Here is a 22,944-nt window from a genome sequence, read left to right as displayed (position 1 = left end):
GCCCTCTTGTCCCTGTGGGACTACGAGCCGGTCAGCGACCGGCGGATCGACCTGCTGATGCCCGCGCCGGCGACCGCGCCCCACGACGGCGGGGCGTTGTTTCCGGACGACTCCGGTGACCGTGAGTCCGGGCACGCCACGGCCTATGTGTCCCGTCAGTACCTCGGCTCCCGAAGGCAGGTCGGAAACGGCATTGTCGCGGCCACCACCGCCCTGGCCGATGAGCGCGTGCACTACCCGCCGCACACCGTGCCCTACCAGCCGGCTCCCACCCTGCCCCAAGGGCCTGCCGATCCGGCGTTTCGCCCCCAGGGCCAACTGGCCGCTCACCTGGTGGCCCGGGCCCGCGTCGCGCCCCCCTACGTCGTGGCGGTCGAGCCGAACACCCCGCTCATGACCGAGACGGGGGAAAGCCCATACACCGTCGCAGACCATCCGGCAGATACGATGCACCTTCCCCTCCCCCTCCCGCCGGGGCCGTTGACGCCATGTCACCCGCCGCTACCCCGATGCCGCGCCCCCGAGAGCTGCCCACTGCCGCCCGCCGACATGGCCGGGATCGTCAGATGTACGGGCTGCGCGGCTGGAAACGTGGCCTTCGGCTTCTGCTGGCGCCAACTCCCCACCAGCGAGCCCCCCGTCGTGTCTGAAAACTTGGCCCGCGCGGGAGCCGCTCAGCCTGTGCAGCCCCGAACTCGCCAGCCTGTCCATCACCCTGGCCAAGGGGCATCGGAATCAGTCTCTACTTGCCACCCTAACCCTTCAGTTGTAATTCTGGGCAAGTTGGAGGTTCGGCGTCTGCGGTGGTGTTCGTTGGCGATGGCCTGGTGGTCGGCGGAACTGGAAAACGTGTTGGTGCGGATCGGCCATAGGTTCGAGCGGGTGAATCTGCGGCGGCGGATGTGTCGCTCGTTGTGGCCGTGGCCGTCAAGTCGAGCGGCCATTTGCGGACCGACTGAGTTTGGACGGCGCTGGGGAGCGCGTGGGGAGAATCGGCCGCATATCCCTGCACGAACCTGAAAGACACGGAAAGATACGGAAAAGATACGCGTGCGCAGGTCAATGCCCTGTTCGCGCGCATAGTCGCACGTCAACGGCACCCGGTAGAGGACTTCAAGAAAATCTCCTCGTGGGCGGCCATTCTCTTCGCTCCGACGCTGGTCGGGACAATCTATGGCATGAGCTTCGACCACATGCCGGAGTTGCACAGGGGTGCTCGGATACCCCCTTGCGGTGGGCCTAATGGCGGCCGTATGCACCAGTTTGCACTTCATCTTCACACGGCGGGACTGGCTCTGAGCAGTCGGTGTGGGAACGCGCGCACCGCGAGGCGAAGGCGTACCGAGTGACTCGAACCGGATCACAGCACGACTCCCCCTCCTCCATGTGGCGCTTGTCCCCTGTGCCATACTCGGCGGCGCTCTGCACGTTCCGGACTCGGGGGATCATTGTTCAAGCTGGAGCTTGCCGTCACATGAGCGGCATAGCACTCACGACCCCGTATCTGGACACCGACGCCGACCAGCTCTCCTTCACGCTCGGCCGTCCCGCTCGCGAGGCACTCGCCGTACGCGACCTGACGGTCGGCGGGCTCGATGTGCAGCTCAGACTCCTGGGCGCCTCCCATCAGGTCTTCGCAGGGCCCGTCCGGGAAACCGTGGCCTGCCTGCCTGGCGTCGAGGGAGGCCTCCCGGACGCGGTGGCGCAGGACTTCGACGGCTGGGCCTACCACTTCAGCGCCCGCGTCCAGCACTTCGCCGCAGTGGAGTTCAGTAAACACGTGGCGCAGATCCGCAGCCGGTCCGACGAACACCCCCAGGCGCTGTACGGGATCTTTCCCGGCTCCCCGGAAGCAGTCACCGCACTGACCGTCGAGCGGCAGAGCACGGGACTGAGCTGGCGCACCTGGCACACCTACCCGCAGAGCCGCCAGATCGTGGCAACGCACACCCGGCTGGAGGCCCGATGAAGACTGCCCGACGCATCAGCGTGATGTTCCTCGCCACGGTTGCGCTCGCCGCCTGTTCCAGCGGTTCGGACGACGACGGCAACGACGTGCCGTCCAGCTGGATCCGCAAGGAGTACGGCGGCAGCGGCGTGGGCTACGTCGACAAGAGTGACGCGACGTCCACCGTCGCGGAGGAAATCCACGACCACACCTCGGCCAAGGACCGCACCAGCGACGGCGACATGGTCTTCCTCCGCTACCGGAACGACATCGTCGCCATCACCCCGTACCAGAGCGGCAGCAAGATCGAGCTGGACGACTACCGCACTGGTTACAGCCGCTGGAGGCCCCATGTCGGATCCGTGTGGCCGGATCCGGACAGCGACGCGTTCCGCGGCGGGGGCCCCGGCGCCGGCAAGTAACCACCCGCAGTACACCCACCCCACCCGCACTCCCCGACGACGTCCCCGAAAGGCACCCCCGTGGCAGAGATCTTCGAGTCGGCAGGCACCGCCCTGCTCTACGGCCTGGTCGGCTTTGTCGTGATGGCGGTCGGCTTCATAGCACTCGACCTCACCACTCCCGGCAAGCTCGTCCACGTGGTGTGGCTGGAGCGCAACCGCGGCGCCGCAGTCCTCCTCGCCGGCCAGACGATCGCCATCGGCTATGTCATCGACCAGTCCATCAGGGCCAGCGAATCCGAACAGGGCCTCGACCACGGCCTGCTCAGCACCTTGCTGTACGGCCTCTCCGGCGTCGTCCTGATGACCGTCATCTCCTGCATCGTCGGTCTGCTGACTCCCGGCCGCATGGGTGCCGCCGTGCTCGACGACCAGGGGGACCGTCCCCATCCTGCCGCCTGGGTCCAGGCAGCCATGTACATCGGCACGGCCTTCATGGTCGGTGCCGCGGTTTCCTGAACCACACCATGAGCACCGGTACGAGTACCAGCACCAGCGCCCTGGACGACCGCACCGCGCCGGCCGCCGCACGCCCGCCCGCGATCCACTCGCGGGGGGCGCGTTTCCTGCTGCTGCTCGCGGTGTTCATCTGCGCGGCCTGTGGCCTGGTCTACGAGCTGGCGCTGACGGCGCTGGGCAGTTATCTCATCGGCAACTCCGTGATGCAGACCTCCGTGGTCATCTCCGTCATGGTGTTCGCCATGGGCATCGGTTCACTGGCCGCCAAGCCGCTGCAACGGCGCGCGGTGGGTGCCTTCGCCCTCGTGGAGACACTGCTCGCGCTCGTCGGCGGCCTGTCGGTGCTCATCCTGTATGTGTCGTTCGCCTGGCTGCGGGTCTACATGCCGTCCATGGTGGTGGTCACGTTCGCCATCGGCCTCCTCATCGGGGCCGAGATTCCCCTGCTGATGACGCTGCTTCAGCGGATCAGGCGACAGGAGGCCGGCAGCGCGGTCGCCGACATGTTCGCCGTGGACTACGTCGGAGCGCTGGTCGGCGGCCTGTGCTTCCCCCTGTTGCTGCTGCCTTCCTTCGGCCAGCTCAAGGGCGCGCTGGTGGTGGGTGCGGTCAATGCCGTGGCCGGCGTCGTCGTCGTCCTGTGGATCTTCCGCCGCGAGACACGCCGTATCGTGCGGATCACGTTGCTGACGGGGATGGCCGCCGTCCTTGCCGTACTCGGCACGGTGTACGTACTGGCGGACGACATCGAGGTCACCGCGCGGCAGCAGCTCTACCGCGACCCGATCATCCACGCCGAGACCACGCCGTACCAGGACATTGTCGTCACCCAGTCCACCGCTTTCACCGGGAAGCCCGACACGCGGCTGTTCCTCAACGGCGACCTCCAGTTCTCCTCCGTCGACGAATACCGCTACCACGAGGCCCTCGTCCACCCCGCCCTGTCGGGAAAGCGCTCGTCCGTGCTGATTCTGGGCGGCGGCGACGCGCTGGCCCTGCGGGAGGTCCTGCGCTATGACGACGTCGAAAAGGTGACGCTGGTCGACCTCGATCCGGCGATGACGCGGCTCGCCCGTACCTTCGAACCGCTGCTCGATCTCAACGACCACGCGCTCGGCGACCCGCGGGTCACCGCCATCAACGCCGACGCGTTCAACTGGCTGCGGGACGCCACGCAACGCTATGACGCGGTCCTCATCGACTTTCCGGACCCGGACACCGCCGCGCTGGCCAAGCTCTACTCCGTCGAGTTCTACCACTTGCTGGGCCACGTGCTGAACCCCGGAAGCCGGGTCATGGTGCAGGGCGGCTCTCCGTTCTTCGCCCCCAAGTCGTACTGGTCCATCGCCACCACGATCGACGAGGCCGACTACACAACCACCGAGTACCAGGTGGACGTCCCCAGCTTCGGCAACTGGGGCTACATCCTGGCCACCCCGGGCGCCGGCGGTCCGCCGCCGCCACTGCGCCTGGCCGAGGACGCCCCGCCCTTGCGTTTCCTGGACGACGCCGTCCTCGCAGCGGCCACCGTCTTCCCCCTGGACCGCCGCCCCCAGGACGTACGCGCGAGCACCCTGATGGATCCCGCGGTGCTCGAGTACACCCGCCACGAGTGGCAGAACTACTGAGGGTCTTCAACCGAACACCAGTGTGATCGTTGGGTGCCCCGGATCGCCGTAGCCGCGTACGTCGCCATCGCCGTCCAGTCCGCGCAGCAGGACGCGGATCCGCAGCTCCCTCGCTGCCACAGCGGCGACGATCCCGGCGGTGAGAGCGTCCAGGGTGCCCTGCTCGGCCGCCCGCCGCTGGACCAGCAGGAACTGCTGGAGGCGGCTGAGACCGGCGTCCGCGACCGACAGCGTCTCGCCGAGCAGCGCGGCCTGGATCTGCCGCGTGGCGTTCAGGCCGATTCCGGCCCGGGTGAGTTCGGCCGTGGTGACCTGACTCTGAGCGTCCAGCAGGGGAACATTCGCCGGTACGTCATCGTCCCGCGTGTGTTCGGCCACCCAGCGGTGGAAGGCGTCGGGCGCGTCGATGCCCGGCGGGAGGCGGTCCGGGGCGTGCTGCCGCAGGGCGGAGGTCAGCGCGTCGGCGAACCGGTCACCGTAGCCGGGCACCTCCACGGGTGGCAGTGCCAGTTGGTAGTGGCGGTCGTCGAGGCTGAGCACCACATGCGGGCGGGTGCTCTCGGGTTCCTCGACAAGCCCCTGGAGGTTCCCTCCGCCCACCCGGCGGCCGGCGGTGAAGTCCTGGAAGCTGCCGTCGTCCCTGACCACGGTGATCCGCGCCCCGAAGGTCCGTGCTGCAAGCATCGGGAGCACGTCCGCGGCGGAGTGGTTCCATCCGGCCTCCGACTCGGCGTCGCCCCGCCGCAGGAGTTGGGCTTCCGCCAGTCCCGCCCGGGACTCCGGGCTCAGCTCCGCGGCGTACGGGATGAGGCCGCCGAGCGCGTCGAACTCGCGGCGCTCCGGGGTGTCGTTTCCGAGGTCGAGGCCCGCCCCGGCGATCTCGCCCGTGCTGAAGGCGTCGGTGTCGTCAGGGGTGACGAAGGCCAGCAGATCCGCGTCGGCCGGGTCGTCCAGCCGGGCCGCCAGCTGCTGACGCAGCCGGGACATCGCCGCCGGGTCAGCGAGGTCGACGCCGGCCGCGGTGAGCAGCTCCGGGGCGGCCAGGGCGAGGCCCTGGGCGAGCGCGCGGAAGAAGGACTCGCCGTCCCTCGGCACATCGTGGAGCGTGTAGTTCTCCTGCTTGTAGTTCTCCTGCTCGGGTGAGGTGAGCACGGTGTCCGGTCCGGTACCGGTCCTGGTGTAGCGGGGTGGGGCCGCGGGCGGGGCCTCGGCCGGCTCGGGCGGGGCCTGGTGGGTCACCTCCGGCGGTTCGGCAAGGCCATCGAGCCGCACCCTGCCCTCCTCGGTGGCCGCCAGCCGGTGCCAGCGGGTGAGCTGGTCGGCCCCTGCCCGTACGCGGTGATACTCCGACGCGGCGCTCTCCGCCGCCTCCCTGAGCCGGTCCAGCTCGGCGCGCCGGGTCTCGAAGGCGTCGCGTACCGTGTCGCGGCGGGCGGTGGCTGCGTCGAGCCGCCGGTCGGCGGCCCCGGCGGACAGCTGGACCGTGGTGAGTCGGCCAGCGGCTTCGGCCTGCCCGGTGCGGGCGGTTTCGAGCCGGAGACCGGCCGCCGCGCGCAGTTCGGCGGCGGCCGATACGGCCTCGGCCAGGCGGGCCCCGGCGGCGTCGTGCTCGTCCCGCAGGAGTTGCGCCCAGCCCTCGTGCTCGGGTTCGGCTTCGGCTTCGTACCGGGCGTGGGCGTCGACGTCGGCCTGTGCGACGGCCACGGTGTTCCGCGCGATGCCGTCGTCCCGGGCCGCGTCGTCCTGGGCCTGCCGTACGGCCGTGTCGGCGGCGTCGGCGGCGGTGCGGGCGAGGCCGAGCGGGAGCGCGGCGGCACGGGCGGCCCCGGCGGCTTTGTCCAGGGCGCCCTGCGCGGTGTCGATATCCTTGCGCAGATCGCCGGCGGTGCGCCGGTTCTTCCAGTACGCCTTGTCCGCGTCGACCCACGCCTTGCTCGCGCTGCTGACCGCGTCCCACGCCTTTCCTGCCCTCTCGGGGAAATTCGTGTCGGTGATCAGCATCAGCTCGCGGGCGATGTCCTCCCGTACCCAGGCGATGACGTACGCCTCGGACGTCATCGCCTGCGGACCCGACCTGGCTGTACTGCTGAAGGCCCCGCCTCGAAGCCTGTTCGCGGCCTTCGAGTCCAGGATGTTCCGGTGCACATCGCCGACGCTGAGCCAGGTGGCGGGGACGGCGAACAGGAACGACCGTCCGGTCTTCGGCTTGAGGTTGCGCGAGGTCAGGTGGTCGTCTCCGACCGGCATCCCGCCGCCGTCCAGGTCGTTGGGGCCGGGACCGAAGACCCCCACCTGGTTGAGACCCGCGGCGGGAGAGTCATACAGGAAACCGCCGCCGAAATTCGCGGACTGGGTGTGCTCCTCGGCCGATGTGGTGCCCGCGTTCTCGCCGTACCGCCGGAGCACCTCCAGCTTCTTGCCGTCGGCGACCGTCAGCAGCAGCGCGCGGCTGAAGTCGGGCGTCGAGCGCAGGGACAGTTGCCCGGTGTCGGTACCCAGGAAGGACTTCTCCGTCAGCCCCGCGAACTGGTAGCCGTCGGGCTCCGTGGTGCGGGGGTAGAACGCCGTGACAGCCATGGCACTGCTGCCGTCCTCCAGCGCCTGCGCGGAGCCGGTGCCCAGCTGGGTCAGGCCGGTCTTTCTGGTCTTCCGGAGGAGTTCGGTCAGGGTGGCGGCGTCGGGACCGCCCTCGGCCTCCAGGTCACGGAGGGAGAAGCCGACGTCGTACGCCTTCGTGAGGACGAGGTCGTTCGCGGCGCGGACGTTCTCAAGACCGGCGATCCCCCGGGCGTGGATGCCGTTCTCGGGAAAGGTGAACGGCCGCTCGACGCCGTCCCCGTACCGGACGGTCAGTTCCTGGCCCGCCTGTGGAACCTGTGAAACCTGTGGAAGCGGCACCGGCCGGGGCGCCCTGGCCAGGGCGGGATCGTCCCTCGGATCCGGCGCGGGCAAGAGCGTGTCTGCGCCGGACGGCTCCATCAAGCTGAGCGGCACGTGCTCGCGCAACTCGCCGACGTCGTGTTCCTCGACGATCTGGCGCCTGCCCCGGAAGTGGTCGAGGGCCGTGACCGTCCCCTCCTGCGGCTCCCGGCCGGCCGGGGCGCCCGTGTGGGGGCTGTCGTCCGCCTCCAGAGTGATCCGCATACGGTACGGGGTGACGATCTCCGCGTGCGGTTCGGTGGACGCCGCCCGATAGATCGTGACGGTGGTGGTCGCGTGACTCGACGCGACCGTCTTCCGCTGGGATCCGCTTTCGCTGTACGTGGGCCCGGCGGCCGGGACGTCCACATTGCCGGTGTGCACCAGCTGGCTAGTGATGAACCCCACGTCCGCCCCGGACGAGGACTCCGAGCTCTTCTGGACGGTCTCGATGGCCCGCCGGTTCTCCTCCAGCTCCACGCTGTGGTCGAGTCCCTGAAATTCGGGTGTCCCGGGGATCAGTTCGACTCGGGCCCGGACCCACCGGTTGCCGATTCGCGCACCGTCCCAGCCCAAGCCTCCGACGGTGACCATCGTGGACGGACCGGTGGTCGTCATCTCCCCCTTCAGGGCGCGGGTGGCGCGGGCCGTCACCAGCTGCCGGATCCTCTCCCGGCTCGCCTCGTCAAGGCCCAGCTTCGAGATCCGCTCCTCGAACGCGAGCAGCGCCTCGGTCGGGTCCAGCGCGTTCACCGCGTACGTACCGAAGGCGGCGCCGCGCAGCCACGGCTGCGGCGACCAGACCTCCCGCGTGTAACGGGGGACCTCGCCCAAGCCGTCGTCCAGCAGCCCCATCCGGTGCGCGCTCTTCTCCGGCAGATGCCCCAGCACGCCGCCAGGGGTCGTCAGCTCCGTCCCCGCCGCTCCGGCGAGCAACCGCGGTACGAGCGGACTGGCCGCCGCGGCCTTCCCGATCCGGCCCATCCCGATCCGGCTGGCCGTCAGCGCGAACCAGTGGTGCACGTCGCCGGTCACCAGTACCTGGTGGGTGAACCCCTTGCGGTTCATATCGGCGACGACGGTCCGCACGACGTTGACGCTCCGCGCGCGTGCCAGCGACACAGGGTTGGCGACGAGTCCGTAACCGCCCATGACACCGTGCCCGGGAAACTGGGCCACGGAGTAGACCAGTTGACCGCCGAAGACGAAGCTCGTACCGGTACTGATCTTGCCGCCCGCCTGCCGGGTGCCGCCGAGTGTCATCTCGGTGTCCATGGACATCGACGGAGTGAGGGCGTGCAGTCCCTCCACCGTCGTCGCGTACCGAAAGGTCCCCCACAGCTCGTGGGCGGGCCCCTTGCCCAGCAGGCCGCTGCCCGTCAGGCCCAGGGGCCCCGAGCTCTGGTCGAAGCCCGACGCCGCGTACTGGGGCGTAAAGGTGCGGACGATCGCCTCCCGGGTGGGGGCGCCCTCCTTCACCAGCTGCCAGGCGTCGCCCGACGCCGCCTTCAGGACCCGGCTCACCTCCGCAATCAGCGTGGGCGACAACACCACGTTCACGATCACGAACGGGTGCCGCTGGAACTCCCTGAACTGATCCGTCCCGCGCCCGGCGAGCCGCCCGCCACCGCTCCCGCCGTCGCCGTCGCCGGGCAGCACGAGGTCTCCCCTCGCCAGCGCGAGGGCCCGCTCGGTGGACATGGACACGGGATCGGGCTCGCCGGCCAGGAAGGGGTTGAGGGCCCCGTCCGCGTACGGGTCCACGATGGGGGTGTGCTGGACAGGGACGCTGATCAGCACCTGCCCGGTCACCGGCCCGTCGCCCCGCAGCCCGCCCTGCGCCGTCCAGCCGAAGAGCACATGGGTCGGTTCGTCCAGGACCAGCAGTCCGGGCAGCCCGAAGCCGAAGCTGCGGATCAGGCCGCGGGGCCGCCAGTAGCCGCCCATGGTCGCGGTGAGTTCGAGGTTGTAGCGGTACAGGTGTGTGGGCTCGTTGCTCACCGACATCGGTTCGTTGGTGACCGTCGAGCCGTAGGCGGTCTCCGCCTCCCGCTGCCATCCCTTGCGCGCGCCCAGTGTCAGCCCGAGCGTGTTCTTGGGCAGCCCCGTGGTGTCGATGTTGTTGTCACGGCCCGAGAGAGTGCCTTCGAAGCCCAGGTCCATGCCGCGTTTGACGCTCGTCTGGCCGTCCAGCCGATCGACACCCTGGGCGCTGAAGCGCATCCCTTCGTTGATGTCCTTGCCCTCGTACCGCCGTCCGGTCAGCGTTCCGTGCACCCAGAGGGTGTAGTAGCTCTGTCCGACGGCACCGGGGTCCGTGAGCCTGATCCGCAGGCCGATCGTGGTCAGCGCCTCCAGGTTGGCGGTGACGTTCTGCTGGGACAGCACACCGAGGATCTGCAAGGTGTTCTGGAGCGCCGTGTGGTACTTCGCGGGGTCGGTCCACTGGGGCGGCACGGGCAGGCTCCGAGCCGCGTCGAGCACGTCGTCGGGCTTCCGCTTCAGCAGGTCGTTGAAGCGGGCGCGCCAGCCCTTGGGCAGGTTCGGGGGCAGCAACTGGTCGAGCGGCACCACCATTCCCGGGTGCTGGGCGGCGACGGAGTTCACCACGCTGTCGGCGAACGCGTCGAGCAGTGTGCGGCCGACGCCGTCCGCCGCGTCCGGCGTGACTTGGGTGCGCAGCCCGTCGTCGAAGGTGAACTCCTTCACCCGGTGCATGCCCAGGGTCCGTGGGCGGTCCACGGTCAGATAGGGCGGGACGGGCGGCGGGGAACCATGGCGCAGGACGAGTCTGGTCCCGTCGTCCCATCCGGCCAGCCGCCGTGCCTCGGAGCTGGTCATCCGGTCCAGGCTCCAGGTGAGGAACTGCCGCGGCGGGCCGCTGTCTCCGGCCCGCCGTACCCGCACTGACTTCATGACCAGGTAGAGCGCGGTCCTGGGGCCCTTCACCTGTCCCGCCGACTTGAGGGTGCCCGCACCGCCGAGCCCGGCCGCGTAGGTCCTCGCGTACGAGTACTGGGCGGTCGGCCCGAACTGGAGCCTCAGGTCGAACGGCGCCGTGCCCGGGTCGAGGAAGTTGAACGCGGGTCCGGCGACAGCTTGCAGCATCAGGCTTCTGCCCTGTGCCCGGCTCCGCTCGCTGCGGACGGTCGAGGTGTTGATGTCCCGTATCTCGGCCTTGTCGGTCTCCCCGATGAGCACCGCCGCCCGGGGGATCACCTCCTCCACCACGAAGACGCCCAGCGGTGACTTCTTGCGGTCGTCGGCGAACAGCGGCGGGGTGGTGATCCGGCCGCGCGCCATCGTGCCGCTGTGCCGCTGGAAGCTGTCGCCCGAGAAGAACGTGTCCAGCTCGTCGTAGGCGGTGCTGCCCGGCAGGGCTCCGATGCTCGCTGCCGCCCAGTCGCGGATCGCCGCGACGGGGCCGAACCCCTCGATACGGACGAAGCGGTACTGCGAGTTCCGGTCAAGGTCCATCGACCTGGGGATCCGGCCCGGCTTGGACATCTTGAGCACGCTGTCGGGCAGGCGCACCAGCAGTCCGTTGCGTATGCCGAAGGCGAACTGGGCCGGCGCGGCCGGGTCGGCGTCGGTGCCCGTGACGACCCGTCCGGCGGTGTCGGTGACGCGTAACTCGTAGTAGAGGTCGTCCAGATACGCCCGGGAATCGTCGAGCGTACGGGTCTCCATCTGGTTCATCCGCTGGTCCGTCAGCGTATAGCCGACCTTGTTGATGAAGCCGAGCCGGAAGGCGAGGCGGCCGAAGCCACCGAACGCCGCGGCGCTTGCCGGGCCGATCGGCGCGCCGAGGCCGTACTGGGAGTTGGCCTGCATGTTCTTGGTGAACCCGAAGGTCGCGGCGCCCCGGTGCATGCTGTCGATCTTCGAGGCGTGGCCGAGGCCGTCGTCGAACGGCGTCCAGTTGCCCAAGTGGCGCGTGTTGACGTACAGCACCCGGATCTTTCCGTCCGCGTTGACGTACGGGAACGGGCGCCCGCCGTCCGCCGGCGTCTTCGGCTTCTCCCGGAGCGTCTTGCGGATGTCGGTCAGCAGTTGGGTGTCGCCCTCGGGAAGCCGGGCGTCCGGCCGGCGACCCAGCTCGTACTGGATCGCGTCCATCACCTGGTCGATGCCGCGCAGGACGACGGTGCTCTGGCCGAAGGTACTGGAGTTGACGAGGAGTTGTCCGAGCTCGTCATCGGTCAGGTCGGGCGGCAGCAGCGACTGGAGGTCGTCGATGTAGGCGGGCATCTGCCTGCCGTCCTCGAACCGGGTCGGGTCGCGGCGTCCCCGCAGCGGCGGGGGGAGGCCGCGATCCAGGCGGGGCGCGCTCGGGTCCTCGGGCGGCGGCGGGTCGGACGGTGCCAGGTCGGACGGCGGGTCGGGGAACGGGACAGGTACCACAATCGCGACGGGGTCGGTGGACGGGGTGGAGGCGGAGGAGGAAGTGGGCTGCTTGACGGGGGGCGTGGCCCCGTCCGCGTCCTCGCCCGCGAAGGTGATCCCGGTTTCGCCGATGTTGCCGGTCGACGCGCCGAGGTCCGGTGGGAGCAGATCCCGCGGCCTGATGGCCGCCCAGTCGGCGGCCACCGGACGTCCCTGCCCAGTGGTGAGCACGGAGGGGATGTACGGGTTCGACTGACCGGTTCGGCCCAGGCCCACGCTGCCTTGTGAGGCCCACACACCCCGGCCGGTCGCCACGCTGATGACAGCCCGGGGATCGGTGTTCGGGACGCCTCCGCCCGCCGGTCCCACCAGCCCTGCCTTCGGGACAGCCAGAACGACATCGCCGTTCAGATGGCGGTCGGACAGCACCGGGTCACGCGACAGCAGTTCGGCGACCTCGTCGTACGGCACCCGGCGGCTGAAGCCGCCGGGCAGGGTCATCAGCAGGTGGTCCGATCCGCCCGGAGCCCAGACCAGGTACGGCGCAGGCCGGTCGGGAGCACTCCATGGCGCGCCCTGTGTACCCGTCGGGTGGTAACCGCCGCCCTGCGACGGGGCGAAGGCGACGACGCGGCCCGTGTCCACCCTCGCGTTCGGCGCGGACTGTGCCCAGTTGCGGCCGGTCGGCACGCCTCCGGCATCGGCCAGCTGGGTTTCGGAGGAGAGGGCTCCCAGCAGTTCGAGATGGAACGCGGCCAGCTCTGTCGGGCTGTCCACATCACGCCCCACAGCCGCTGCCTGGGCAACCAGTTGGAGCAGCTCGGGCCGCCGCGCCGGGTCCGGCTGGTCCAGATGGAGAACCTTGGCGGTGAGCGCGTCCGGGTCGGGGACCCTGCTCTCCCATTCCAGGCCTTTCACCGTCGCCCAGAACAGCCGTGACCGCTCGGGCTCCCCGACGGCGGCCGGGCCGCCGTCCAGGCGCAGGATCCTGACGGCCTCGGCGTCCAGGTCCGCGAGGCCGCCCAGCCGCTGGGCCGTCGCGACGATCTGCGGCAGGGCGACGAAGTCGCTGAGGGCGGTGCCGGGCCGCGTGTTCGCGACCTCGGCGGCCCTGGTCAGCAGGTCCCGATAGGCGTCGGGACCCGGGTCGCCGTCCACTGCGCCGGGCTGCCGCTGACGGTCCGCGCGGGCGGCACGCTCGAACAGGTCCATGGTGAACGGCCCGAAACCGCCGAGCGATGGATCGGACTCGCGCATGGCCTCCAGCGCGCCGATGCCGCCGAGCAGATCCGCGTACTGGCTGTCGTCCTCGACAGTCACCCCGAAGGCCAGGCGCAGCGCGCGGACCAGCCTCAGCGCCCGGTCACGGGTCGCGTCCGGGACGGGCCCGGGACCGGTGTGCAGGCCGGCCGCACGGGCGCGGTCGTCGAGCGCGTCACCGGCGGGCTCCGGACGGAACTCCAGCCACCTGCCGCGCCGTCCCTGCGCATCGGTCAGCGCGACATGTACGTATCCCCGGCCCGGCAGGTTCACGAGCCCGACGGCGCGGGTGGAGCCGTACACGGTACGGCCGGTCACGTTGGACGCGTGCTGACCTTCGCTGACAGCCGCCAGCGGGTCGGGGACGAAGGCGTCACGAGCGTCCCTGCGGGAGCGGACCACCCCTTCCGGGGCCGCGTTCCAGCATGCCTCCATCAGCACGCCGTATTCCTTGGGGAGTCGTGCCAGGCTCGGACGCCGTTTGAGCATTCCCCCGGCCTCTCGCCGCCGGGCGACCTTGACCGTGTTCCCCTCTGTCGGCAGATGGGTCTGGCCCGGCCAGGCGTGCGCGCCGAAGACGTACACCGGCTTTCCGGCGAACGGCACGGGCGCGTCGTCCTTGGTCCAGACGTTGGTGGCCGGGTTCCTGTGCCAGAGCTCCGTCGCCTCCGTCGCGTGCCGGAGGTGTTCCATCATCCGCGGGGCCTCGGCCTCGTCGAACACACCTCTGCCGATCGTTCCGTTGTCGGTGACGACGGTGTGGGTCAGCACCTCGCGCTCCCAGCCCGGGGCGCTCTCGTACTCGGCGGAGTCGAGCACCTGACCGGGGGTGCTGCGGATCCAGTCGGCGCGCAACAGGCCCTCACCGGACGACAGAGAAATGGTGTGCGGCAGGGACGGGTCCTGCTGCGGGGCCAGCTTCACGGTGCCGTTGGCCGACCAGGTGTCCCGGCCGATCCGGTCCGCCGTCCGGCGTGGCAGATCCAGGCCCCGGGCACCCGCGCCGGGAATCAGCAGTACGACGGGAACGCCCTCGGGGAGCCCGGCCAGTGCCGGGTCGATGGCCAGCAGCTCGGCGAACACATCGATCGGCACCCGGCGCGGCGCGCCGTCGAAGCCGCGCACCACGACATGGTTGTGCGTGCCCGCCGCCACCACCACATACGGCTCCGGCTCGCCGGGACGGTGCCAGGGGGCCGTACGGACATCGCCGCGCGCCGCCGTGCCGTCGGGTTGGTGGACGACCTTTCCGGCGGTCGTCAGATCCAGATCCGCGATCGCGGCGCCCGTCGTCCAGTTACGGCCCCGGACGCCACCGCCGGGGGCGGTCATGGCCCGGGTGGAGGACAGTACGCCCCTCAACTGGAGGTGGAACGCGGCCAGGGCCGCCAGGCTGCCCGCGGATTCCACCGCCTCGTCCATCGCCACCCGGAACAACTCGCCGCGCTGCGCGCCGGTCACCGGGGCGGCGGTGTCCAGGCCGAGCACCCGGCGGGTCAGGGCGTCCAGATCGAGCGGACCGTCCCGCAGACCGGGGTCGGTCTGCCGCAGCAGGTCGAGCCGCTCCATGGCATCGCGGAGGGCGGGGTAGATGCGGTTCGACTCGACGTCGGAGCCGAATACGCCCGCGAGCAACTGGTGGTGGATCTCTTCGGTGGTGGGGGACGGCTCGGGGGATTCGGCCATGGACTCGTCGTCGGACACCGCGTCGTTGCCGTCCTCCCAGTCCATGATCATGTCGAGCGAGTCGGGGGAACCGGGCATGGACGGCGCGGGGGAGCTGAAGTACACCCCTTCGGAGGCGGTGGGTGGCAATCCCCCGGAGGCAGCCCGGGAGGAGTCCACCGGCAGGGCTTCGGACTCGGTCCGCAGGGGTCGGTACGGCGGCGGACCGTCTGACGTGGTCTTCTCGGACGAGGGAGTACGGGTGTCGGCACCATCGCCGAGCGTGCCGGCGAACGTGCTGCTGACAGGGGCCGCCTGCTCCTGCTGGTCGGGCGGGAGCTGGGTTTCCTCCGCGACCGCCGCCTCGCCGTTGGGGGTGCTCACGGGAGTGGTGCCCCGAGCCGGGGTCGGCTGCTGCGCGCCGGCTTCGGGGCGGGGTGCGGCGTGGGTGTGGGTGTGGGCAGGCGCGGGCGAGAGGTCCGGCACCACCACGGGTACCGACAAGGCCACGGCAGTGTCGGCCGGGGCCACCACCTCCGTTGTGGCGGCGTTCGGTGCTGTCCGGGGGGCCGGGGTGATGTCGTCGGCGGCCGGGGTGCCCTTCACCTGCGCGGTGGCGTCCGGGACGCCGTCCGTGTCCGTGTCCCTGTCCACGTGTGTGTCCTCGGCGAACGGTGCCAAGGTGTCGTCGTCGTCCGCCGTCCGCTCTCGTACGGTCTCTTCCGGGACGGAGCCGGTGCCGTTGTTGGTGCCCGGTCGGCCCGCGGGCGACTCGGCGGACGGAGTGCTCTCCGGATCCGGCAGCCCCTCTTCGGGAACGACGAGGTTGTCGTCGGCGAGGAGGCTGTCGGGGTCCTGGTAGCCGGAGGCGGCGGCCGGAGTGTACGGCGGCACGGGGGCGGAAGAGCCCACGGTGGCGGGGATGTTGGGCAGCGCGCCGACACCCGTACCCGCGGGTGGAACGTACCCGGGTGCCGTGGCGCCCGAGGGGTTGAGCGTGGAGAAGACGCTCTCGGGACTCAAGTCCCCCGTCACGGGCAGAGCGTTCTCCCCGTCCGGATCCGAGGCGTACGAGTACGGCGGCTTGGCCGCACCGCCCGCGCCCAGTCCGTTCACGGTCCCCAGACCGTTCGCCGCGCCCGGGTATGTACCGGCGCCCCCGCCGATCAGCGGCCCCTGCTGCCCGTACTCGCCCCCGTCGAAGTCGTAGTCCGAGACGGACGAAACATCGCTGACGTCGCTGAAAATCGACTGGGTGTCACTGACATCGCTGACAGACGACGCGGAGTCGTAGGTGTCGTAGGTGCCGTTGGCGGAAGCCGTATACGGACGGGGCGAGGCGTCGAAGCGGTACTCGGTCGGGAAGCCGTAGGGATCGGTGCTCTGCTCGGGACCGGGATCGGGGGCCTTCCAGGGAGTCGGCGTGTAGTTGTCACCTCCACTACCGTTCCCGTTCCCACCACCGCCGCCACCCGTGACGTAATTGGTGTCATTCTGACCGAAGTTGAGATCTTGAAAGAACTTGTGGTGCAGCCACTTCCCGCCGTACTCGGCGGTGGTGGAAGCGGCCTCGAAGAGGACCCCACTGGTTCCGGCGCTCACGAACGTGGCCGGGTTGATGGAGAACGTGCCCGTGAAGAAGAGTTTGGTGAACGCTTCCGCGAAGGTTTCGGCCTGCCCCTCGTTGACGAAGGCCAGCGGAAGGTCGAATACCTCCTTCCACGGCGAGTTCTTCTTGAAGAGGTCACGGATGAACGGCGCCGTCACATGGGAGAAAATGTCGCTGAACACCCCCGCCAGCGCCCCCGCGACCGCCGCCTGCCCGATGTCAGCCCAGTCGAATTCCGGACGCCGCCGATCCGGATCGTCCGGCGCGATCATCGAGATAACCTGAGACGCGAAGGTGATGAACGCCTCCTGGATCGCTTCCAGCAACGCGGAGAGCGGCGTCGGGACAGCGCGCCCCAGCCGCTGGAGCAGCAGCAGTATCGTCAGCGCGGTGCGTGACCTCACCAGGGCTATCTGAGTCAGCGAAGTACCACCGGTGAAAACCGCGAGCGCGGCGATCAGAGCGATCTCAAGATTCATGAAAATGAACTCAAGAAGAATCTGGTACTTCGCTTCCCCCAGCTTGATCGACCGGTCCACATTCCGGGCGCCGATCGCCCGGACCTCGTCGGCGAAATCCTGAAGATGGTTCTGCCCGGCATCGTCGACGAACATCTTCACCGCGGCGACGAACTCCTTGGCGATCTCCGGCGGAAGAGAGTCCCCGGCTGTGGCAATCGCCGCCTTCATCGCGTCGGACAGCACTCCGATATCGTCCGCCAGCCGAATATAAGGGTTACGGCTGTCGAAGCCCCTGTCCTCATTGCCGGTGGCGACGTTCGCGCCCACCCAGATCTCGATGAACTCCCGCAACCCCGGCGGGAACATGATCGCCATCTAACGCTTTGTTTCGCTTTCCGCGCAGCGCGAGGCGCGCGGAAACTCCCACCGAACCAAGCCCGTCACGTTCCCCCACAGCCCCCGAGGCGGCACCCCCGGCTCGCCGATGCACGTCATCGCTCCGGGTAGTTCACTCCTGTCAGGTGACAAGCACCTGGGCCTAGTGGGTGACCAATACATGGCGAGCTGACGACAAAAGAGGTCAACGATGTGCCCAGCGGACCGTACGTACGGGAAGAACCGGCCGCCGCCCAGGCGGAAGCGGCATCACCCGAGGGGGTAGCGCACGTATCCGTTCCCCACCGGCCAGAGGGTGTACGGCCTCACGCCACCGGCTGCCCTGGGCAGGAGCCGGATCCAGGAGGCCCCCGGCAGCGTTACCGTTTCGCCGTCGTCGTCCACGGCGCCACCGTCCGGCCCGTACACCTGAAGGCCTGCGATACCGGCCAGGCGGTCCGCCGACAGTTCGACGTCCTCGGCGTACTCGTAGGCATTGACCGGGAGGTACACCGGCTGCCCCAGCGCGGAGGCCACCTCCGAAGCCCACGTGACCAGGGACGCTGAAATGTCGTCGGTGGGGTGGGCGATCACCAGCGGCTGCCCCGGCGACCAGCCCAGGCGGGGCAGCATCGCGATGAACTCCGCGACCCCGAGCCGCCGGCTTCCACCCGAACCGAAGACGTTTGGCACATAGGGCGGACGATTGAACGCGATCATGGAGACAAAGGCGTCGCCGCCCTCGTACATGGCGCGCAGCCTCGCCGACGCAGCCGCAGCCGCTTCCCCCCGGTCCGCTCCTTCCTCGGCGGACCGGAAGAACACCGCTCCCCCGGGCAGTTGGCTGACCAACACGCCGCCCAGCGGCTCCAGCGCCTCAAGCCCCGGCACACCGGCCGTCTCCAGCAGACCGGCCGTGGCGGCGTCGGTCCGAGCGGCGCCCGCGCCGCCGTACCACGAGGTGACCGAGTACAGGGCCATGGCCTGCTCACGGTCCTCGGGCCGCCAGAAGATCAGGTCCAGCATCTCCCGGAAGAGCGCGGTGACTTCGGCCTCTTCCGGCTCGAAGACGGTCACCGAGCCCGGCCCGTCTGCCGCGCGCAGCGCCTGCTGCGCCACGCCGGCGTGCGCGCCCACCTCCTGGTGGGCGGGCGGCTTCCAGTCCGGGTCGCCGGCCATCCGCAGTGCCGCGTACACGAGCCCGAGCGAGATCTTGAGCCTGGTCTGGATCTCTCCCTCGTCCAGGCTCCCGTCGTACGACCGGAACTCCACATGGTCCGAGCCGGTGCCCTGGACCTTCTCGGTGTTCAACGCGTCACCGCGCACCCCGTTGGGGGTGTCGAGGACGCCGTCGTTCCCGCCGGGCGTCTGCGCGCGCAGCGGCCGGGCGTGTTTCACACCTCGGTGGGCCTCGGCCCGCGGGTCCATCGACAGCCGGAACAACACGTCCTGGTAGGCGCTGAACAAGGTCATCAGGGCCGCCTGCGCCCGGTCGTCGGTTCCCAGCTGACGCGTGCTCACATGGACGTGCCCACTCGCCCGCTGGGTGATCCGCGCACCGTGCCGCCCGGCGACAGCCAGTACGGTCCGGATGTCCTGCCATGTCTCCGGGGTGTCACGCAACAGCGGAGAGACGAACTCCCCGCCGACCGTCGGGTCCCGCTCCAGCATCCATCCGTCCCTGTCCTCCCCGTAGCCCCGCGCCCGCGCGGCGTGGTACGTCCCGATCTCGGTCTGCGTGGTGAGCCCGGCCTCACGCAGTTCGTCGACGATCGCCGTGTACGCGTCCTCCTTCGCCTGGTCCGTCAGGCTGTCGGGGAGCTCGAACTCGAACTCAAGGCCGAACACCAGTCCGCCGCGCTCCGGGTCGGCCAGGCCGCCGGTCGCGTTCTCCGGGATGTGAGGCACGTGCGGCTCGCCCCGGGACACCCGGTCGGCCACCCGCCGCGCCGCCGCCGCAAGGGCCTCTTGGCTCGTCGCCGGCGCCTCTCCGGACCGCGACCACCACTCCCGGGCGTGGTCCCGTACCGCCGAAGCCGGGATCGACACCGAGGAGGGTCCGCTGTCGGCGCCGGGAGCGGACAGCTCCTGTGCCAGATGACGCCGCACCGCCCGGTACAGCACCGGGTCGGCCTCCACCACGGCAGGCGGTTCAGATGCCGGTGCGGGGTCCGTAGGTGCGAAAGTGACGGTCTCATGCCGGACGGTGCCGTCCGCGATGCCGCCGCGGTCCGGCAGGAGTACGTCCTCGGGCGAGGTGGCCTTCCAGCCCGCGTCCGCGATCTGCTGCCCGGGGTCGTCGGCGGGCCGCAGCACGAGCATGGACACCGTGTCGTCCTCGACAAGCGTCACGGAGGAGCCCCGGACGGTCCAGTTGGTCCGGCCGGTCGCTTCGGCGACCAGATCTCCCAGGTCGGGCTCGCCGGAGTTGCCGTTCTCCGCCTTCGGCGGCGTCGGGACGGCCAGGGCGATGCCGACGCCCAGATTCTGGGTGCGCATCAGCACCGGGGCGTACGAGAGCAACTCGGCGATCTCTTCGTACGACGCCTGGACAGTGACCTCCTCGTCGTCGGCGTTGCGGAAGGTGAGGGCGGCATAGCCCCGGCGGCCCTCTGCCTCGTCCGCCCGCACTACGTACGGCGCGGGAAGGCCGGCTCGGTGCCACGGCGCGTTTTCCGTGATCTTGAGGTCGCCGCCGTTGTCGTCGCTGCCGCTGTCGTCGCTGTCGTAGCCGTCGTCGGGCAGGGCGACGCGCAGCTGATAGCGGTTCCTGTCCAGGGGCTTGGCCGCGGGGGCACTGCTCCAGTCGAGGCCCGCTTCCCGCTTGCCGTCGCCACCGGTGATGGCGTTCTCCGGGTCGAAGGCTCCCAGCATTTCCAGATGGAACGCGCCGAGCTGTATCTCGCCCAGGTCGCGTCCCGCTGCCGCCGCCTGGATCGCCACTTCGAGCAGATCCTCACGCTGGTCCGGTTCCGGCTGGTCCAGGTGCAGGACCCGCATGGCGACCGCGTCCGGGTCCAGGAGCCCGCCGTACCACTCCCTGCCCCGTACCCCCGCCCAGAACGCCCGGGACCGCTCGGCGTCGCCCACCCTCGCCTCATCGTCCAGGAGCAGGTTCTCCCGGACCCAGTCGTCCAGCTCCGACTCCTCCATGGAGGCCAGATCGTCGGCCACCTCGTCGGCGTACGGGGAGAGGGGGAAGACCTCGGTCAGCGCGGTGCCCGGCTCGGTCCCGTACGCCGCGTCCAGCAGATCGCGGTAGGCGTCGGCGCCCAGCTCGCCGGTCGGCTGCTGAGCGTGCGCTCGGGCGGCCTGTTCGAACAGGTCCATGGTGAACGGCCCGAACCGGTTCAGCGCCGGATCGTCCTGCCGCATCCGCTCCAGCGCGCCGATGCCCTTCAGCAGCTTCTGATACTCCGCGGACGACGGGTTCCGGTCGATGTCCTGGCCGAACCCCGGCACCAAGCGCAGCGCCCGCACCAGCCGCAGCGCCCGGTCCAGGTCCTGCTCCGGCACGTCGCCGGCCAGGCCCGCCGTGCGCGCCCGCTGCGCCAGCTCCTCGCGGGTCGGCTCCGGCCGGTGGATCACCCACTCGCCGAACACCTGCCCCCGGGCGTCGGTGTCCTGCGCGTAGAAGTACCGGGGCCGCCCGTTCTCGTCGTCGATGTTGACCAGTGCCGCGACCCGGTTGCCGACGCGTACGTTCACGCGTGTCTCGTTGGCCACGTGCTGGCCCACCGATACGAAGGACAGCGGGTCGAAGGACGGGACGCGCGCGCCGCTGTTGCGGACGGAGTACCGGTACCCGCGGCTCGCGTCCATGGCCGCGCCGGCCCAGCAGGCGAGCAGGTTGATCCAGACGTCGTCTGCACGCCCGTCCGCCGCAGCCCTGGCCTTGAGGTCCTGGAAGCTCGGCCGTCTGTTGAGCGTGCCGCCGAACTCCGGGCCGTCCGCCATGTGCGTGCCGTCGTTCTCCAGCGGCACGAAGATGAAGCCGGGCATACCGTGCGCGGCGGTGTCGTACACCAGGTCGGCCGGCTCTTCGCCCGGCATCGGCTGCTCGGTGAGGACAAGCCGGTCCGTGGCGGGGTTGAGATGCCAGAAGGTCTTGGCCTCCTTCAGATGGGAGAGCATGTCTCCCATCTGCCCGGCCATCTCGCTGTCGCTGAAGAAGGCCCGGCCGGGTCCGATGAGGCTGTGGCTCACCACCCGGCTCTCCCACTCCGGCGCACTGCCGTCGGCGGGCAGCGCCTGGCCGGACGTGCTGGGGAACCACAGTCCGGGCGGGTCCATTGACAGCAGGTCGAGGGTAGGCGCCTGTGACGGGCTCTCCTGACGTACCGTCATAGCGACGTCGGCGGACCACACCTGCTTGCCGAGCCTGTCGGACACCCGCTCTGGCAACGCCCGCTCCCCGGCACCCGCACGGGGCACCGCCAGCACCACCGGCACGTCCAACTTCAGCTTCGACAGCACCTGAACGTCAAGGGCGAGCAGCTCGGCGAACACCTCCAGCGGCACCTTGACCGGCACACCGTCATCGCCGCGTACGACGACGTGTTCGGGCCCGCCGTCGGCGATCAGGACGAACGGCGCGGGCCCGCCCGGGCGATGCCAGGGCGCCGTACGCACCTGGTCGCGTACGAGAGCGCCGTCGGGCCCGGCGGACAGCACGCCCGCCGTCGTCAGATCCGGATCGGTGACGGGGGTGTCCGTCCAGTTGTATCCGGTGACACTGCCGTCGCCCGCGATCACACGGCGGGCGGCGGAGAACGCGCCCCGGTCCTTCAGTCGGGACGCGGCCATGGTCACCAGACTGCTTGCCTGCCCGAGCTCCGACTCCGCACTCGCCTGCTGGATCACCTCCCGCCGCTGCGCGGGGGACACCGGACTCCCGGCGTCCAGCAGGAGGACACGCCGTACCACTGCGTCCAGGTCCAATGGGCCCTGCCGCAGGCCCGGATCGGCGAGCCGCATGCTGTCCAGCCATATGACACCGCCGTACAGCTCCTCGTAGACCGGCTGCGAGACGATGCCGGGGCCGAAGACGTCCTGAAGGATACGGGCTTCCGGGTCGGCGGGAACGGGACTGCTCGGCCCGCTCAGGGACACGATGTTCTCCGGCGACAGGCGCACCCCCGCTGCCGCCGGGGAGACGGCGGAGTGTGCCGCCACGGCCCGGCGCATCGCGTCGAGCGCCTGCTCGGCTTCCTCCCTGGTCGGCGTCAGGAGAACTGTGTCGTCCGTGTCGTCGTCGACCGTGCCCGGCGCGGGGGTCTCCTGGGAATACGCGGCCTGGGCCTGGGCCTGGCCCTGTGGGCCGGGGGCGTAGCCGTCGGCGAACCTTGGCAGCACGTCCACGGGGAGGGTGGACTGCCACAGCTCGGCCGGTGGCTGCTCCGGCTGGCCGGGCAGCCCGGCCGGCGCCGTGCTGATCACGGTGCTTCTGCCCACCGGGAGGAGCACCGAGAAGCCGTTGTAGGACCAAGTCGTCCGGCCCGTCGCCCACGTCACAGCGGCCCGGAGGTCTTCCGCCGGCAGGCCCGGGCCGGTGAATACGACGTCCGTCGCCAAGTCCTCGCTGACGAACAGGGGGTCGTGGGACGCCAGTGCTGCGAGCTCCTCGTTGGACACCGTCCGCAGGACGCCGTCGCCGAAGTCCCCGGTGACATGACCTGGCCGCGGCGAACCGGACAGGTTCAGGACGAGCGGCGCCCGGGCGCCGGGCTTCCTCCACGGTCCCTCGTACAGGCGCAGGCCGTCGCCATTGGGC

General features: G+C 70.2%; 7 protein-coding genes and 1 pseudogene (1 of these 8 running past the window's edge). 6 read left to right on the top strand and 2 right to left on the bottom strand.

Annotated features, from left to right (window positions below; all coding sequences use genetic code 11):
* Nucleotides 1–6: 6 nt before the first annotated feature.
* From ACIHCQ_RS23690 to ACIHCQ_RS23665, 6 genes and pseudogenes are all read left to right on the top strand, one after another.
* Entirely contained in the window at nucleotides 7–1,020 is a 1,014-nt protein-coding gene (locus ACIHCQ_RS23690) for a transposase (RefSeq protein ID WP_399665638.1), read from the top strand.
* A gap of 86 nt (nucleotides 1,021–1,106) precedes the next feature.
* Nucleotides 1,107–1,299 (top strand): annotated as a pseudogene (locus ACIHCQ_RS23685) (CorA family divalent cation transporter); the annotation flags it as partial.
* A gap of 175 nt (nucleotides 1,300–1,474) precedes the next feature.
* Nucleotides 1,475–1,969, top strand: a complete 495-nt coding sequence (locus tag ACIHCQ_RS23680) for a DUF2617 family protein (protein WP_399665635.1) — start codon at nucleotides 1,475–1,477, stop codon at nucleotides 1,967–1,969.
* Entirely contained in the window at nucleotides 1,966–2,370 is a 405-nt protein-coding gene (locus ACIHCQ_RS23675) for a DUF4247 domain-containing protein (RefSeq protein ID WP_399665633.1), read from the top strand. The genes ACIHCQ_RS23680 and ACIHCQ_RS23675 overlap by 4 nt, the downstream gene beginning before the upstream one ends.
* A gap of 60 nt (nucleotides 2,371–2,430) precedes the next feature.
* Nucleotides 2,431–2,868, top strand: a complete 438-nt coding sequence (locus ACIHCQ_RS23670; RefSeq protein ID WP_399665630.1) for a DUF350 domain-containing protein — start codon at nucleotides 2,431–2,433, stop codon at nucleotides 2,866–2,868.
* Nucleotides 2,869–2,876: 8 nt separating this feature from the next.
* Nucleotides 2,877–4,496, top strand: coding sequence for a polyamine aminopropyltransferase (locus ACIHCQ_RS23665; RefSeq protein ID WP_399665627.1), 1,620 nt, complete (start codon nucleotides 2,877–2,879; stop codon nucleotides 4,494–4,496).
* Nucleotides 4,497–4,502: 6 nt separating this feature from the next.
* Here ACIHCQ_RS23665 and ACIHCQ_RS23660 read toward each other — a convergent pair whose 3' ends face one another.
* Together ACIHCQ_RS23660 and ACIHCQ_RS23655 are read right to left on the bottom strand one after the other, a co-directional pair.
* Nucleotides 4,503–17,171 (bottom strand): lonely Cys domain-containing protein, encoded by a 12,669-nt coding sequence (locus ACIHCQ_RS23660; RefSeq protein WP_399665625.1) that lies wholly within the window; start codon nucleotides 17,169–17,171, stop codon nucleotides 4,503–4,505.
* Nucleotides 17,172–17,441: 270 nt separating this feature from the next.
* Nucleotides 17,442–22,944: the 3' end of a lonely Cys domain-containing protein gene (locus ACIHCQ_RS23655; RefSeq protein WP_399665622.1), read on the bottom strand. It continues 21,488 nt past the right edge of the window; only the last 5,503 of its 26,991 coding nucleotides appear in the window; its start codon lies beyond the right edge, outside the window; its stop codon occupies nucleotides 17,442–17,444.

It is taken from the genome of Streptomyces sp. NPDC052236, from assembly GCF_044548015.1.
Lineage (GTDB): Bacteria > Actinomycetota > Actinomycetes > Streptomycetales > Streptomycetaceae > Streptomyces.
This window is presented reverse-complemented; position numbering and strand designations above follow the sequence as displayed.

What these genes read in the sequence shown, in the direction of transcription:
- ACIHCQ_RS23680 (WP_399665635.1), top strand. Translation starts at nt 1,475, where the DNA reads ATGAGCGGCATAGCACTCACGACCCCGTATCTGGACACCGACGCCGAC.
- ACIHCQ_RS23660 (WP_399665625.1), bottom strand. Translation starts at nt 17,171, where the DNA reads ATGGCGATCATGTTCCCGCCGGGGTTGCGGGAGTTCATCGAGATCTGG.
- ACIHCQ_RS23665 (WP_399665627.1), top strand. Translation starts at nt 2,877, where the DNA reads ATGAGCACCGGTACGAGTACCAGCACCAGCGCCCTGGACGACCGCACC.
- ACIHCQ_RS23675 (WP_399665633.1), top strand. Translation starts at nt 1,966, where the DNA reads ATGAAGACTGCCCGACGCATCAGCGTGATGTTCCTCGCCACGGTTGCG.